16 protein-coding genes are annotated in these 15024 nt (G+C 42.3%); 6 read left to right on the top strand and 10 right to left on the bottom strand.

Annotation, left to right across the window (positions count from 1 at the left end):
- Positions 1-29 precede the first annotated feature (29 nt).
- The 4 genes from J5A60_RS07200 to epmB form a co-directional block, all read right to left on the bottom strand.
- Positions 30-611 carry a uracil-DNA glycosylase family protein gene (locus J5A60_RS07200; protein ID WP_212509923.1) on the bottom strand — a complete coding sequence of 194 codons (582 nt, stop codon included), beginning with the start codon at positions 609-611 and terminating at the stop codon, positions 30-32.
- A gap of 107 nt (positions 612-718) precedes the next feature.
- Entirely contained in the window at positions 719-1096 is a 378-nt protein-coding gene (locus J5A60_RS07195) for an MliC family protein (RefSeq protein ID WP_212509922.1), read from the bottom strand.
- Positions 1097-1157: 61 nt separating this feature from the next.
- Positions 1158-2372, bottom strand: a complete 1215-nt coding sequence (gene oapA / locus J5A60_RS07190) for an opacity-associated protein OapA (RefSeq protein WP_212509921.1) — start codon at positions 2370-2372, stop codon at positions 1158-1160.
- Positions 2373-2541: 169 nt separating this feature from the next.
- Positions 2542-3561 (bottom strand): EF-P beta-lysylation protein EpmB, encoded by a 1020-nt coding sequence (gene epmB, locus J5A60_RS07185; RefSeq protein ID WP_212509920.1) that lies wholly within the window; start codon positions 3559-3561, stop codon positions 2542-2544.
- Between the two features lie 31 nt (positions 3562-3592).
- On the opposite strand from epmB, the gene efp reads away from it, so the two are divergent.
- Positions 3593-4159: an elongation factor P gene (gene efp, locus J5A60_RS07180; RefSeq protein WP_005544066.1), complete on the top strand. Its 567-nt coding sequence runs from the start codon at positions 3593-3595 to the stop codon at positions 4157-4159.
- A 58-nt stretch (positions 4160-4217) separates the two neighbouring features.
- Here the strand turns inward: efp and J5A60_RS07175 are convergent, their stop codons facing one another.
- Positions 4218-4724, bottom strand: a complete 507-nt coding sequence (locus J5A60_RS07175; RefSeq protein ID WP_212509919.1) for a DUF2301 domain-containing membrane protein — start codon at positions 4722-4724, stop codon at positions 4218-4220.
- Positions 4717-5448 carry a UDP-2,3-diacylglucosamine diphosphatase gene (gene lpxH / locus J5A60_RS07170; protein WP_212509918.1) on the bottom strand — a complete coding sequence of 244 codons (732 nt, stop codon included), beginning with the start codon at positions 5446-5448 and terminating at the stop codon, positions 4717-4719. Before lpxH ends, J5A60_RS07175 begins: the two co-directional genes overlap by 8 nt.
- A 108-nt stretch (positions 5449-5556) precedes the next feature.
- Between lpxH and J5A60_RS07165 the strand changes: the two genes are divergently transcribed.
- Both J5A60_RS07165 and J5A60_RS07160 read left to right on the top strand, forming a co-directional pair.
- Complete coding sequence (locus J5A60_RS07165; RefSeq protein WP_212509917.1) at positions 5557-6309, top strand: 1-acylglycerol-3-phosphate O-acyltransferase; 753 nt, start codon at positions 5557-5559, stop codon at positions 6307-6309.
- Positions 6310-7722 (top strand): multicopper oxidase domain-containing protein, encoded by a 1413-nt coding sequence (locus J5A60_RS07160; protein WP_212509916.1) that lies wholly within the window; start codon positions 6310-6312, stop codon positions 7720-7722.
- 81 nt (positions 7723-7803) lie between these two features.
- On the opposite strand, the gene J5A60_RS07155 is transcribed toward J5A60_RS07160, so the two are convergent.
- The 4 genes from J5A60_RS07155 to focA form a co-directional block, all read right to left on the bottom strand.
- Positions 7804-8667, bottom strand: coding sequence for a DMT family transporter (locus J5A60_RS07155; RefSeq protein ID WP_006719208.1), 864 nt, complete (start codon positions 8665-8667; stop codon positions 7804-7806).
- Between the two features lie 141 nt (positions 8668-8808).
- Entirely contained in the window at positions 8809-9549 is a 741-nt protein-coding gene (gene pflA, locus J5A60_RS07150) for a pyruvate formate lyase 1-activating protein (RefSeq protein WP_212509915.1), read from the bottom strand.
- Positions 9550-9712: 163 nt separating this feature from the next.
- A complete protein-coding gene (pflB, locus tag J5A60_RS07145; protein WP_212509914.1) occupies positions 9713-12025 on the bottom strand; it encodes a formate C-acetyltransferase in 2313 nt (770 codons plus the stop codon).
- Between the two features lie 87 nt (positions 12026-12112).
- Positions 12113-12964 (bottom strand): formate transporter FocA, encoded by an 852-nt coding sequence (focA, locus tag J5A60_RS07140; RefSeq protein WP_048749348.1) that lies wholly within the window; start codon positions 12962-12964, stop codon positions 12113-12115.
- A gap of 307 nt (positions 12965-13271) precedes the next feature.
- Here focA and hinT point away from each other — a divergent pair, with 307 nt between their 5' ends.
- From hinT to nagZ, 3 genes are read left to right on the top strand one after another with little or no spacing between them, the layout of a single operon-like run.
- The gene (gene hinT, locus J5A60_RS07135; RefSeq protein ID WP_032997967.1) at positions 13272-13622 is read left to right on the top strand and encodes a purine nucleoside phosphoramidase; all 351 of its coding nucleotides are present in this window, start codon (positions 13272-13274) and stop codon (positions 13620-13622) included.
- Positions 13622-13975 (top strand): YcfL family protein, encoded by a 354-nt coding sequence (locus tag J5A60_RS07130; RefSeq protein ID WP_048749350.1) that lies wholly within the window; start codon positions 13622-13624, stop codon positions 13973-13975. Before hinT ends, J5A60_RS07130 begins: the two co-directional genes overlap by 1 nt.
- Position 13976: 1 nt before the next feature.
- Positions 13977-15023: a beta-N-acetylhexosaminidase gene (gene nagZ / locus J5A60_RS07125; RefSeq protein WP_212509913.1), complete on the top strand. Its 1047-nt coding sequence runs from the start codon at positions 13977-13979 to the stop codon at positions 15021-15023.
- The last annotated feature ends 1 nt before the right edge of the window (position 15024 follow it).

The raw sequence follows: 15024 nt of genomic DNA, 5'->3' as shown, positions 1-15024 counted from the left end.
GGCTTTTTTGTATGCCTTATTTACATCATTTAGCGGGCGAGGATTTGTTTAACCCGTTGTTGCAATGCCGGGATGGCTTCTTGCACAAACCAGGGATTTTTAGCCAACCATAGCTGATTGCGTGGGGATGGATGCACGAGCGGCAAAAAGTGCGGTAGAAATATTCGGTAATTTTTTACGGTTTCTGTCACATTAAGTTTGTTCTGTGGCAGATAATATTTTTGTGCGTATTGTCCGATCAAGATGGTCAGTTCAATATGAGGTAAATTCGCTAGAATCTGTGAATGCCATTTTTCTGCAAAGCCTTTGCGTGGTGGCAGATCGCCTGATTTGCCTTTCCCTGGATAGTAAAAATCCATCGGAATCACCGCAAACAAGCCGGAATGATAAAACACCTCTCGATCGACACCCAACCATTCGCGTAGGCGATCACCGCTTTGGTCATTCCAATACAAACGCGTTTGTTCTGCTTTTGTACCAGGCGCTTGTCCGACAATGTTAATGCGGGCAGTTGTCGGGGCAGCAAATAGCGGCTCAATACCACGTTCAGTGAAGGATTGATTTTGCGGATCGCGCATAATGGCGTTTTTGATTTGGCTCAGAGTTGACATAATGGCGTTTTTAATAAAGTTTTTGTGTGGGATGAAAACTCAATAAGCCAGGGTATCCGGCTTATTGAAGAAAAAGTGCGGTGGTTTTTTGCGGTGTTTTCACGCTATTAACGTGGCACACATTGTTCTGCGAGAACTTCCCCAACACTGGTTTTTAAGGTGGAAACATCTTTGCGTTCTAGCCACACCCAATGAATGTTGGCATAATTTCGCCCATTTTCCGCAATGGTCGGGCTTAGTTTATGGGTCACATTGTTAAACGTTAAACTGATGGAACGCGTTTTGTTTTTTTTGTGCTTGGTAGTGTGAAACACGATACGAACGATTTTGTCGTCCTTACAAAGGTATTCTTTCATCTCTCCTTTTTGAGTGGCTTTTTGTAAAACCGGTTGTTGCGGTTTTTCGGAGGCTTTAGGTTCGATTGGCTTGGAGGTACAAGCAGCAATACCCAGTAACATCAGTAATATAAAGCTCGCTCTTAACATAATGTGTACCCTTCTAAATGGAATAAGCGTAGTTTTGACTACGCTTATTGAATTTTACGGATTATTTTTTAAATTGGTAGCTACCGTCAGCTTGGCGAACAAAGCGTGCGCCATTGGAAAGGCGAAGCTCGTTAACACGACCTTGTGCATTGACAGTTACCTGAACTTTATCGCCCGGTTTGAAACTGCTTAGCGCGTTGCCGGCGCCATTGGCTTTTGTCATGGCATTCACATCGGCAATAGGTAGGTTGTTATTACGAAATACCTGCATTAAAGAAACGCCTTGCGGAACGACTAAGGTTTTGCTTTCTGCACTCGTATTAACTGTTTTAGTCGTTGCCGGTTTCGCTTCTAAAATTTCAACCACTTGTTTTTCGGTTTTCGCACTTTGGGCTTTTACCGGTGGATTTTTATGCTCAACTTTTTGTGGTTTTTCAACCGTTTTTGTTTTCACCGGTTCCGGTTTTTTCACTGTTTCATGTGGTGTGCTTTGCGGCTTAACCATTTCTTGTGGTTTAGCCGGTTCCACGGCTTTTGGTTGTTCCGCCGGTTTGTTTTCGGAAACCGAATTCATTGCTTGAGGTTCTGCTACCGGGGTATTTGCCATCGGTTCATTGCTTTGCGCAGGAACAATATTTTCAGCAGTATTTGGCTGTGTACCGGTGCTGGTCGGGTTATCCAACACAGTTGGCTCGTTCACTTGTGATTGATCCAGTTGTTGGAATTGAATTGGTACGTCATTGTTGCTTTGTTGTTCATAAGATTGCACCGTATCTGAACTCGGTTTCATCCATAAAATGAACATAAGCAGTAGCACCAGGGCTAAAATGGTGACAAAAAGACGACGATGTTTTTGCGGTAGCATCGCTAACATCGGCCAGGTTTCAGGGTTTTTAAGGCTGACGACCGGTTTTTCTACGCTTTCTGCTTGCGGTTTTGTTTCATTTGTTGCGGCATTAAGTACAGGCTCGACAACCACATTCGTGGTTTCGATGGATTCTTCAGCAATAATGGTTTCTTCTGCTACATTTGAACTTGCAGCGGCTACATCCGCAGGTGCTGAATCACCGAATACCGGTTCTTTGCGGGTAGCAAATTGATTTTCTGTATTTTTTTGTTCTTTTTTAGCGAACATGCCTTTCGCTTTTTCAAAGAAGGACGGTTCCGGTTTTGTCGGTTTTTTCGGGGTGATTGGTTCCATTTTATTAAAACCTAAATCCAATTCATTTTGCGCCGGATTATTTTCATTTTCCGGGGTTATTTTTTCAGAATCCACAATATACCTCTGATTAACGAATGATGATCTGCCATAAAAGTGCGGTTGTTTTTCTCTGCGTTTTTTCGGTGATGAACGAAATGAGAAATCGAATCTATTACGACATAAATTGATAAGTAAAAAATCGCGCCTATTTTAAAACATCTTTTGCTTTTTTGATACCGTCTTCTCAAGACGAATATAAGGTTTTATTCGGTTCTCCGCCGATTTCACGGGCAAGTTTCGGTACTAAATAACCGGAGCTAATGCGTTGTAGTTCTTTATAAATTTTCAGGGCTTGGGCGTCATCCAGATAAAAATGCGTTGCGCCTTCGACTTTATCCAGCAAATGCAAATAATAAGGCAAAATACCCACTGAAAATAAGCGGTCGCTCAATGTTTTCAGAATTAGTGCGTCATCATTCACATTTTTGAGTAAAACCGATTGGTTTAATAAAACGACACCGCAATTCTTTAATTTCGCCATAGCATGGGCAAAAGCTTCATCAATTTCATTGGCGTGATTGACATGGGTGACCAAAATTTTTTGCAACCGGGTTTGCGCTAAAAGGCGACAAAACGCATCGGTTATCCGTTGCGGAATAACGACCGGTAAACGGGAATGAATACGAAGGCGTTTTAAGTGCGGTATGTTTTCTAAGTGTTTTATCAGCCACTCGAGCTCATGATCTTTTGCCATCAGCGGATCGCCACCGGAAAAAATCACTTCCTCAATTTCAGGACATTCCGCAATATATTGCAACGCTTTTTGCCAATTTTGCTTGGTACCTTTGTTGTCTTCATAAGGAAAATGACGGCGAAAACAATAGCGACAATTTACTGCGCAACCGCCTTTTACCATAAATAACAAGCGATTATGGTATTTGTGCAAGATATTGGGAACGACGTTCTTATCTTCTTGTTCTTCCAACGGATCTTTGCTAAATCCCTCGGCTTGTAAAAACTCATCCGCAGAAGACATGACTTGTAAAAACAAAGGATCCTTTGGATTGCCCTTTTCCATCTTTTCTACAAAAGGCAGCGGTACGCGCATGGCAAATAATTTGCGCGCTTCAATGTCTTGTTTGAATGATTCAAGAGGGAGTTCGAGGTGTTGTAATAAAATTTTCGGATCGGAAATCCCGTTTGCCAAATGTGTTAGCCAACTTTGTTCTTCTCTAATCGGGATGTTTTGATGTAGAATAGCCACTTTAAAAAAACAATCTTTTCTTGAGGATAATATGGCTACATATACTACCAGTGATTTCAAACCAGGTCTAAAATTTATGCAAGACGGCGAGCCTTGCGTGATCGTTGAAAATGAATTCGTTAAACCCGGCAAAGGTCAAGCGTTCACCCGCACCCGTATTCGTAAATTAATTTCCGGCAAAGTATTGGATGTGAACTTCAAATCCGGTACTTCTGTTGAAGCTGCTGATGTAATGGATTTAAACTTAACTTATTCTTATAAAGACGATGCGTTCTGGTATTTCATGCACCCGGAAACATTTGAACAATATTCTGCGGATGCGAAAGCCGTAGGCGATGCAGAAAAATGGTTGTTAGACCAAGCAGATTGTATCGTTACCTTATGGAATGGTGCACCAATCACAGTAACTCCGCCAAACTTCGTTGAATTAGAAATCGTTGACACTGATCCAGGTCTTAAAGGTGATACTGCAGGTACCGGCGGTAAACCGGCAACATTAAGCACCGGTGCTGTGGTGAAAGTGCCATTATTCGTACAAATCGGTGAAGTGATTCGCGTTGATACCCGTTCCGGTGAATACGTTTCTCGCGTGAAATAATTTTTTCTTGCATAAAAATAGCCTACATGATGTAGGCTATTTTTTTATCTGAAATTTATCAAACCTGATATTTGCTTTTATCGCCAATATCAAAATGCAACGGCATGCGCCATTTTTGAATGCTTAATAACAAAATTAAAAGTCCGGTGATAAAGCATAATAGGCTGCTTAACCAAGTAATATTGAATAATAAGGCAAACCATAACACCGCAAAAAATATCGGTTGTAGATTTAAGGCAAAGACACGGAAACAAAAATATTCTTTATAACTTAATCCGCCGAGGACCAAAAATGCCGCTCCTAGTGCCAGTTGCGGAAAACCTAACACTTGGCATAGCAACCCCACCCACATGGCAAATTGAAAAATATAACGGAAGTTTTTCATATATAAATGGACGCAAGCGGCACATAACGTCGCTGCGATAAGCAAACCAAAGTGTGCTGTTGTGGGATACCAAGGCAGCATAAATAACATTGGAACGGCAAGGACAAAGCCTAAACGATAAATGATTACTGTTGCGTAATCCCAACGATCCATAGGCGATTTAATATGCGGATCAGCCATTTTTTCTCCTTAACGTATCATTAATAAATTCGATTGAATGGGGCGTGACTTCTAAAAGGGAAGAGGTTTCTCCCCAATCACCCAGCACGATGCGATGAAAGTGCGGTGGGATTTCATGGTGTTTTTGGCGATGCGTATGTCCGTGAATCATTTGCGTCACATGAAATTGCGCAAAAATTTGCTGCACAAAAGCGGCATTCACATCCATGATTTCCGTCGATTTTAATTGTTTATCTTGGCGGCTTTTCGCGCGAATTTTCTCTGCGATTTTTAACCGCACTTTTAACGGTAAATGTAAGAACAGCCACTGGCGCCATTTTTGATGAACTTTTTTGCGATATTGTTGATATTTCACATCGTCCACGCAAAGGGTGTCACCGTGGCATAAGAGGGTGGGGGTGCCGTATAAATCGATTAATTGGTAGGTGGGCAATAAACTTAAACCACATGCTTCAGCAAATTTTTTGCCAATCAAAAAATCTCGGTTCCCATGCTGAAAATAACAAGGCACGCCTTGTTCCGTCAGATGTCTGATGAGCTGTTGCACTTCGCTGATGAGATCAGATTTTTCATCATCGCCAATCCAAAAATCAAATAAATCGCCCAGAATATAGAGTTTTTCCGCGTGCGGTGCTTGTTCTTGCATAAATTGACGAAACAGGGCTAATAAGTGCGGTCGATTTTCGGAGAGATGTAAATCCGCAATAAAATAGGTTTTTTGCATAGAAATTCAATTAAAAAATTTTTGATTAGATTAGCACATTTCATCGTTATGAATACACTTAACGGGCTAATTTCGTTATACTTACGCAAATTTTTAAGGGGCTTTATCATGCTAAAAATCGCCAGAATTTTCATCATTGTTATTTGTTGTATTCTTATTTGTATCCTCGGTACGCTTTATTCTTTCATTCGTTTCCGTAATCCGAGTAATGTAGGCATTTTTGCCCGTTGGTTTGGACGGTTACATCCACTCTTTGGTTTGAAAGTGGAGCATCGTTTCCCTGCGAATGCCGATAAAGTTGGTCGTTGTATTTATATTGGCAACCATCAAAATAACTACGATATGGTGACCATTTCTTACATGGTCATGCCTCGTACAGTAAGCGTCGGTAAGAAGAGTCTGATTTGGGTGCCGTTTTTCGGTATTTTATATTGGGCAACGGGCAATATTTTTCTCGATCGTGATAACCGCTCTAAAGCGCATAACACCATGTCAGAATTGGCTCGTCGCATTAATGAAGATAACTTGTCCATTTGGATGTTCCCGGAAGGGACTCGTAGCCGTGGACGCGGGTTATTGCCATTTAAAACCGGTGCATTCCACGCCGCCATTGCTGCGGGGGTACCGATTGTGCCGGTTGTGTGTTCCACAACACACAATAAAATCAATTTAAACCGTTGGGATAATGACACGGTGATTTGTGAAATGCTGGAGCCCATTGATGTGTCCGGCTACAGCCGTGAAAATGTGCGCGAATTAGCGGAATATTGCCATGATGTGATGCAAAATCGCATCGCTGAATTGGACCGTGAGGTGGCACAAAAAGAAGTTGAACAGAAAAACGAGAATAAGCAGGCTTAAATGAAACATTGCTCCCGTCGTCAGCTACTCAAAACAACGTTATTTTCTACCGCACTTTTTGCGGTGCCGTCTCCGCTATTGGCGGCAACACGTCCTGCGTTGAAAATTCCGCCACTCTTTGAAGTTCGACGGGGTAAGCCGATTTTTCTGAATATGCAAAATACCCAAACTTCTCTCGTGTCCGGAAAACGTACCGAAGTGTGGGGCTTTAACGGTAGTTATTTAGGACCAACCATTAAAATTAAGAAAGATGACTTTGCCAAACTGAATTGGAAAAATAATTTACCGCAATTTGTTGCGATGAATATCCAAGGCTTACAGGCATCGGGCGAGCTTATTGGTGGTGTGGGTAAAAATTTACAAAAAGGTGAAACTTGGGCACCGATTATTCCGATCAATCAGGCAGCGGCAACCTGTTGGTATCATGCTTGCACCCTTGCCAATTCAGCGTATCAAACTTATCGTGGCTTGGTCGGCTTGTGGCTGATTGAGGACAAGGAGAGTGTCAAATTGGGATTGCCACAGAAATATGGTGTGGATGACATCCCGTTAATTTTGCAAGATATGCAACTCAATAGTGATGGCACACAACTTTTTCAGCAGAATCAAGGCACTTTTCTTGGTGAACGATTGTTAGTTAACGGGCAGGAAGCTCCTTATTTCAATGTACCGCGTGGTTTGGTGCGTTTACGCATTTTAAATGCGTCTCTTTCCCGCACTTATGAGCTTCGTTTTGAGGATGAGCGAGCGTTTACATTGATTGCACAAGATCTTGGTTTTTTACCACAAGGCAAAACCTTAAATGTGCTCAAAGTCGCACCGAGTGAGCGTGTTGAGCTTTTAGTTGATTTGAATGACGGCGACAATGTTTCTCTCATCGTGGGGAAAAAACGTGATTTTATTGATAACATTCGTTATTTCTTCGGTTCAGAAGGGGAGTTAATTGACAATACGGTTTTGGAACTGCGTCCGGACGGCTTAGCCGGTGCATTCGCACAAAAAGAACAAACATGGCAATTTGTCACCGATGCGCCAAGTCTGTTGTCTGCTAAAGTGCAACAGGAACGAGCATTTCATGTGGATGTCACCAATGCCACCATTAACCGGAACCGTTTTGACCCGCGTCGTTTAGATGTTTCGGCAAAACTAGGCAGCGTTGAGCGTTGGACGTTGACTGCGTCCGCCGCAGTAGGATTTGCGTTACGAGGCGCAAAATTTATTGTGGAATCCATTAACGGTAAAGCGTTGGAAGAAAGTGAAATCGGTTGGAAAGACAGCGTGTTGATTAATGGCACAGTGACTATTTTGGTGAAATTCGATAACACGTCCTCCAATAACTATCCTTTTACTTTTGGTGCTTCTGATTTAATGCTAGCGGATAAAGGCTGCATGGGATTAATGTTGGTGCAGTAAATAACATAAAAATACTCAAAAAAAAGAACCGCACTTTATGCCTAAATATAAAGTGCGGTTCTTTTTTGGGCTGTTTTCAGATTAACTTGCACGGCGTAGCAAACGCGGATAAATACTGGAAATTAGGGTCGTACTGACGACGGCTAAAATGCCTAACCAAGAAAGTGGGCTGATGTTTTCACCGAGTAATAACACGGCCAATATAATGGCAAATACCGGCTCTAAGGAAACTAAAATACCGGCGAGATTAGAGTCAACACTATTAATGCCTTTATTCCATAGATAATAAGCGAGCCAGCTACAACCGATTCCGATATACAGCAGACCGGCGAGCCCCAGCCAGTTCCAATGAATTTCCCAGCTTTGAGTGAGCCATAGGGTGAATGGGAGACAAGTAATGGTACCGAGCACGATGCTGCTGGTGGTATAAACTTGCGCGGTCAGTTGCACAATAATTCTTTGTGTCCAGCGCAGACAAGCTGCAAATACGATGCCGGCGAGTAACACTAAACTGCAACCGAAAAGGCTAATATTGCCGGTTTCTTCTCCCCCATAAATTAATAATACAACACCTAAAAATGCAACGAGTCCAAAGATCCAATGATGGGTTTTGGCTTTGTCGCCGAAGAAAAAGTGTCCGATAAGTACCACGAGGAAAGGTTCTAAACCGAGCATTGTAGAGGCGCTAGACGCCGATGTATGGCTTAATCCGATGAATTGTAAAAGGAAAATAGCCGGATAATTGAGAAACCCAAGCCACCACACTTGTGGGCGAACTGTTTTGGGAACGCGCTTCCAAACTCGTACAAACATAGGGAAAACAATAAAGCTGGCGATGATCAGACGCATTTGTACCATTAACACCGGATCTAGCATGGAATAGGTGTATTTACCAGCAACAAAAGAGCTGCTCCATAAAAACAGCGCAATGAGAATGTAGCGCATAAGAAATCCTTGAAGAAGTAGATTAGAGGTTATTGTAGTGCGCTTTTAGCGTAGCGTAAATGTGAAAGGCGTTTTATTTATGGTTAAAAGTGCGGTCATAAAAAGGAATGTTTTTTGAAGATCGGGTTGCCCCGATCCAACTTAATATTTGACGATATGACCGTAGCCTTCGAGGATGTTTTTGATGTGCTCTAGGGATTCTTTCGTTGGCGGGTTTACTTCTTCCAATTCATATTTTTCCCCCATGGCTGCCCATTTATGTGCGCCAAGACGGTGATAAGGAAGAAGTTCTACTTTTTCAATATTCGTCATGCATTCAATAAATTGGCCGAGCTGATGGATGTCATGGTCAGAGTCCGTGTAACCCGGCACGACAACATAACGAATCCAAACTGGTTGGTTACGTTTTTGTAAATATTTGGCAAATTCGAGCGTACGCTTATTGGAAACGCCAATAAGGTTTTGATGTACTTGATCGTTGAGCTCTTTTAAATCAAGTAAAACGAGATCTGTCGCATCAATGAGTTCATCAATCACATGATCGTAATGACGCACAAAACCGTTGGTGTCTAAGCAGGTGCTGATGCCTTCTTTTTTACAGGCTTGGAACCAATCACGCACGAATTCTGCCTGTAAAATGGCTTCACCACCGGAAGCTGTCACTCCACCGCCTGACGCATTCATAAAATGACGATAACTGACCACTTCTTTCATCAGTTCTTCCACCGTAACTTCTTTGCCACCATGCAAATCCCAAGTATCGCGGTTATGACAATACTTACAGCGCATTAAACAGCCTTGCAAAAACAGAATAAAACGAATGCCCGGGCCGTCAACGGTGCCACAGGATTCATAAGAGTGGATTCTTCCTACAACTGACATGCATTCCTCAATAATTCGTCACATTATTCGTTAAAAGTGCGGTCGTTTTTATAAATGTTTTTAATGACCTAGCTATGTTTACAAAATTGGGATATCCCCAAAAAAATCAGACCGCTTACCTTGCGGTAAGCGGCTGAAATATTAACACAGTTTTATCACGAAATTACATTGATTGTGTAAATGTACGGGTGATAACGTCTTGTTGTTGCTCTTTGGTTAATGAGTTGAAACGTACGGCATAACCAGAAACACGAATGGTTAATTGCGGATATTTCTCCGGATTTTCCATTGCGTCTAATAACATTTCACGGTTCATCACGTTAACGTTCAAGTGTTGACCACCTTCTACTTCCGCTTCGTGGTGGAAGTAACCGTCCATTAAGCCGGCAAGATTGCGTTTTTGTGCTTCGTATTCTTTACCTAACGCATTTGGCACGATAGAGAAGGTATAAGAAATACCATCTTTCGCGTAAGCAAATGGTAATTTAGCCACAGACGTTAAGGAGGCTACCGCACCTTTTTGGTCACGACCGTGCATTGGGTTTGCACCTGGTCCAAATGGCGCTCCTGCACGACGACCGTCCGGTGTATTACCTGTTTTCTTACCATATACCACGTTAGAAGTAATAGTAAGCACAGATTGTGTCGGAGTCGCGTTGCGATATGTTTTGTGGGTTTGAATTTTCTTCATGAAACGTTCAACTAAGTCGCATGCGATATCATCTACACGGGAATCATTGTTACCGAATTGCGGATATTCGCCTTCGATTTCGAAGTCTGTTGCCACGTTAGAAGCCACAACATTGCCGTTTTTGTCTTTAATGTCACCACGAATTGGTTTTACTTTCGCATATTTAATTGCGGCTAAAGAGTCAGCTGCAACGGAAAGTCCTGCGATACCACAAGCCATAGTGCGGTAAACATCGCGATCATGGAATGCCATTAATGCAGCTTCATAAGCATATTTGTCATGCATGAAATGGATGATGTTCAAGGCGGTCACATATTGTGTTGCCAACCAATCCATGAAGCTGTCCATGCGGGTCATTACTGTGTCGAAATCAAGCACTTCATCTTTAATTGGCTCGGTTTTCGGACCGACTTGCATACCGTTTTTCTCATCGATACCACCGTTGATTGCGTATAACAAGGTTTTTGCTAAGTTCGCGCGGGCACCGAAGAATTGCATTTGTTTACCCACCACCATTGGGGATACACAGCAAGCAATTGCATAGTCATCGCTGTTGAAATCCGGACGCATTAAGTCATCGTTTTCGTATTGTACTGAAGAGGTATCAATAGACACTTTGGCACAGTAACGTTTGAATGCTTCAGGTAATTTTTCGGACCAAAGGATAGTTAAGTTTGGTTCCGGAGATGGTCCCATGGTGTAAAGGGTGTGTAAAATACGGAAGCTGTTTTTGGTCACTAATGTACGACCGTCTAAGCCCATACCGCCTAGGGTTTCGGTTGCCCACATTGGGTCGCCGGAGAATAATTGATCGTATTCAGGTGTACGTAAGAAACGCACCATACGAAGTTTCATCACTAAGTGGTCAATTAATTCTTGTGCTTCTTGTTCGGTGATTTTGCCGTTTTGCAAATCACGTTCGATATAAATATCTAAGAAAGAAGAAATACGACCAAAGGACATTGCAGCGCCGTTTTGTGATTTCACAGCCGCTAAATAAGCAAAGTAAGTCCATTGAACCGCTTCTTGTGCGTTAGTCGCCGGGTTAGAAATATCGTAACCATAAGAGGCTGCCATTTCTTTCATTTTGCCTAATGCACGATGCTGTTCGGCAATTTCTTCACGCAACTGAATAGTCGCTTGAATGTCTTCACCACGTTCTAATCTTGCTTGGAGTGAGTCGAATTGTTTTTTCTTGTCAGCCATCAAATAGTCGATACCGTAAACGGCTAAACGACGATAGTCACCGATAATACGACCACGACCGTAAGCATCCGGTAAACCGGTTAACACGCCTGATTTACGGCAACGAAGGATATCCGGTGTATAAACATCGAACACACCTTGGTTATGTGTTTTACGATATTCAGTGAAAATATGTTCTACTTCTGGATCTAATTGGCGGCCATAAACTTCACAAGAGCCTTTAACCATTTTGATACCACCGTATGGCATAATGGCCCGTTTTAACGGGGCATCAGTTTGAAGACCAACGATTTTTTCTAATTCTTTGTTGATATAGCCAGGTTTGTGAGAAGTGATGGTTGATGGGTTGTCTGTGTCAAAATCTAACGGCTCGTGCGTTTTGTTTTCGATTTTGATGCCTTCCATGACTTTATCCCACAACGCAGTTGTTGCAGGGGTTGCATCAGCTAAGAAAGATTCGTCACCTTCATACGGTGTATAGTTTTTTTGGATAAAGTCACGCACGTTGACTTCATTTTGCCAGTCACCACCGACAAAACCTTCCCAAGCCTTTTGTTGAGCTTCTGTTAATTGAGTCATAACATTCCTCTTTTAGATTATTGATAAAAATAAACCTGTTTAGGAAGGAAACAAACAACTTAGGTTTCCTTCCTTTTTGTGAACCGATTAATGAGGTCGGTTGATTGACCATAAGGCCAATCCAATACAACAACCACCGCCAACAATGTTCCCCAATGTCACCGGAATCAAATTCTTCACCACAAAATGATAAAGATCTAAATCCGCGAACTGTTGAGGATCGATATTAATTGCTTGCCAAAATTCCGGGGCGCTAAAGTGCGTGGTCATAATTCCCATTGGGATCATAAACATATTCGCTACACTGTGCTCGAATCCTGACGCAACAAACAAAGCAATCGGCAAAATCATAATGAATGCTTTATCTGTCAATGTTTTTCCTGCGTAGCTCATCCAAATGGCAATACACACCATCACATTACACAAAATCCCCAAACAAAAAGCTTCAAACCATGTGTGGTGAATTTTATGTTGAGCAGTCGCTAAAATGGTGAGCCCCCACTGCCCATTGGCAGCCATTGTCTGACCCGCAAACCAAATGAGAAAAACAATAAAAAGTGCGCCGATGAAATTGCCGAAGTAAACCACCACCCAATTTCGTAGCATTTGAAAAGTACTAATTCGTCCGCTTGCACGGGCGACCATTGTCATTGTGGAAGATGTAAATAACTCTGAACCACAGACAACAACCATAATCACACCAAGAGAGAATACAATTCCGCCAACCAACTTGGTTAATCCCCACGAAGCACCGACATTTCCTGTTTGTGTTGTGGTGTAGAAAACAAATGCTAAAGCGATAAACGCACCCGCCGGAATAGCAGAAAAAAAGGATAAAATTTGTTTCTTAGTGGCCTTATAAACGCCGACATCTTCGCCAATTTGGCTCATTTCCGCCGGAGAGACCATACACGTTGTTTTGGACGTTTCGGTATTCATTTCAGAATTCCTTTTCATTATTTGACCCCTAAATACCGCCGTTCACAACGTTGCATTACAAGGAAAGACCTAAAAACTTAAAAAAATTTGAAAGTTTATAAATTTTGTTAATTATATTTTCTTTCCCCTGCAAAGTAAAAATATTTCTCCTTTTTAATGCGAGAATTTTGTTCTTTGTCAATAATTAGATCGGTGTAATAGAAAGCCTTTCTCGACGACATCAAAGATAGCTTGATAAATTGCTATTTTAGTGGTTTTCTGTTAAAAAGTGCGGTCATAAAACGCAATATTTTTTAAGGAGAAAATCATGGCAGCAGAAACTATTTTCAGCAAAATTATCCGCAAAGAAATTCCTGCGAACATCGTTTATCAAGATGAACTTGTCACCGCATTTCGCGATATTGCACCGCAAGCCAAAACCCATATTTTGATCATCCCGAATAAGCTCATTCCTACCGTAAACGATGTAACCGAACAAGATGAAGTGACGTTAGGTCGTTTGTTCACAGTTGCCGCCAAACTCGCCGCACAAGAAGGCATTGCGCAAGATGGTTATCGTTTGATTGTCAACTGCAACAAACACGGCGGACAAGAAGTGTTCCATTTACATATGCATCTCGTTGGCGGTGAGCCTTTAGGTAAAATGTTGGATAAATAATGAAAAAGTCTATTTCCCTTTTTTTTGCGACCGCACTTTTGGCGGGATGCAGCGCAAAGGTGCCGACGTTATTAAATACGCAAAGCCCGATTTTAAACATTGAAGCCCCGGCGGCGGAAAGCGTGGATGCGGGTGTTGATAGCGACAGTGCTTGGGTCAAAAATAAAACCGAACAGCCGGTTAACCTGGCTTATCGCCTGTTTTGGTATGACAAAAATGGGGTGAGTGTGACTGCTGAAGAACCTGTCGTTTGGCATAGATTGGCGTTGCAACCGCGACAAAAACAACCGCTCACATTGGCTCGACCAACTGCTAATAGCACCAATTACCGCTTATATCTCCGCTTAAACTAAAATGTCTACACTACTCATTGACTTAGCCGGTTACGAGCTGGAAAAAGAAGAAATCGAATTATTGGAACATCCGCTCGTGGCGGGATTGATTCTCTTTACCCGTAATTTTCACGACCGTGCGCAATTACAAGCCTTGATTCAATCTGTGCGACAAAAGGTGAAAAAGCCCTTGTTGATTACGGTGGATCAAGAAGGAGGTAGAGTACAGCGTTTCCGTGATGGTTTCACTCAACTTCCCGCAATGCAGGCGTTTTCTGCGTTGATTAATGATCCTATTGAACAACAAAGAATGGCGTTTGAAGCCGGTTGGCAAATGGCAGCAGAAATGACCGCACTTGATATTGATTTGAGCTTTGCACCCGTGTTGGATCTTGGACATCAATGTAAAGCCATCGGCGATCGCAGTTTTGGTTGCGAGATAAAAAGTGCGGTGGATTTGGCCAGCAATTTTATTCGCGGCATGCATCAAGCCGGCATGGCAGCGACAGGAAAACATTTTCCAGGGCATGGTCATGTGATTGCCGATTCTCATTTAGAAACGCCTTATGACGAACGGAGTCAAGAAGACATTTTCAATCAGGATATTCAGCCGTTTCAGCAACTTATCGAACAAAATCTGCTACAAGCCATTATGCCGGCCCATGTGATTTATTCGCAATGTGACAACCAACCGGCAAGTGGCTCTAAATTTTGGTTACAAGACATTTTGCGTTCCCAACTGAATTTCAACGGTGCTATTTTCTCTGATGATCTTGGCATGAAAGGGGCGGGATTCATGGGGGATTTTGTGGCGCGTAGCGAACAGGCGCTTAATGCAGGTTGCGATTTGTTGTTACTTTGTAATGAGCGGGACGGTGTGATCCAAGTTTTAGACAATTTAAAATTCTCAGAAAAACAATCGTGCTTTTTGTTGCGTCAACAACGCTTACAAAGTCTCTTCAAACGCAAAAATCTTACTTGGACTGAATTAGAGAGAGCTCCCCGTTGGTTGGAAAACCGTCAAAAACTGACCGCACTTCAACAACAATGGCTGGCAACGAAAAACTAAT

The sequence above is a fragment of the Aggregatibacter sp. oral taxon 513 genome, from assembly GCF_018128305.1.
Taxonomy (GTDB): domain Bacteria; phylum Pseudomonadota; class Gammaproteobacteria; order Enterobacterales; family Pasteurellaceae; genus Aggregatibacter; species Aggregatibacter segnis_A.
Note: the sequence above shows the minus strand (reverse complement) of the source record. Positions and strands in the feature narration are given on the sequence as shown.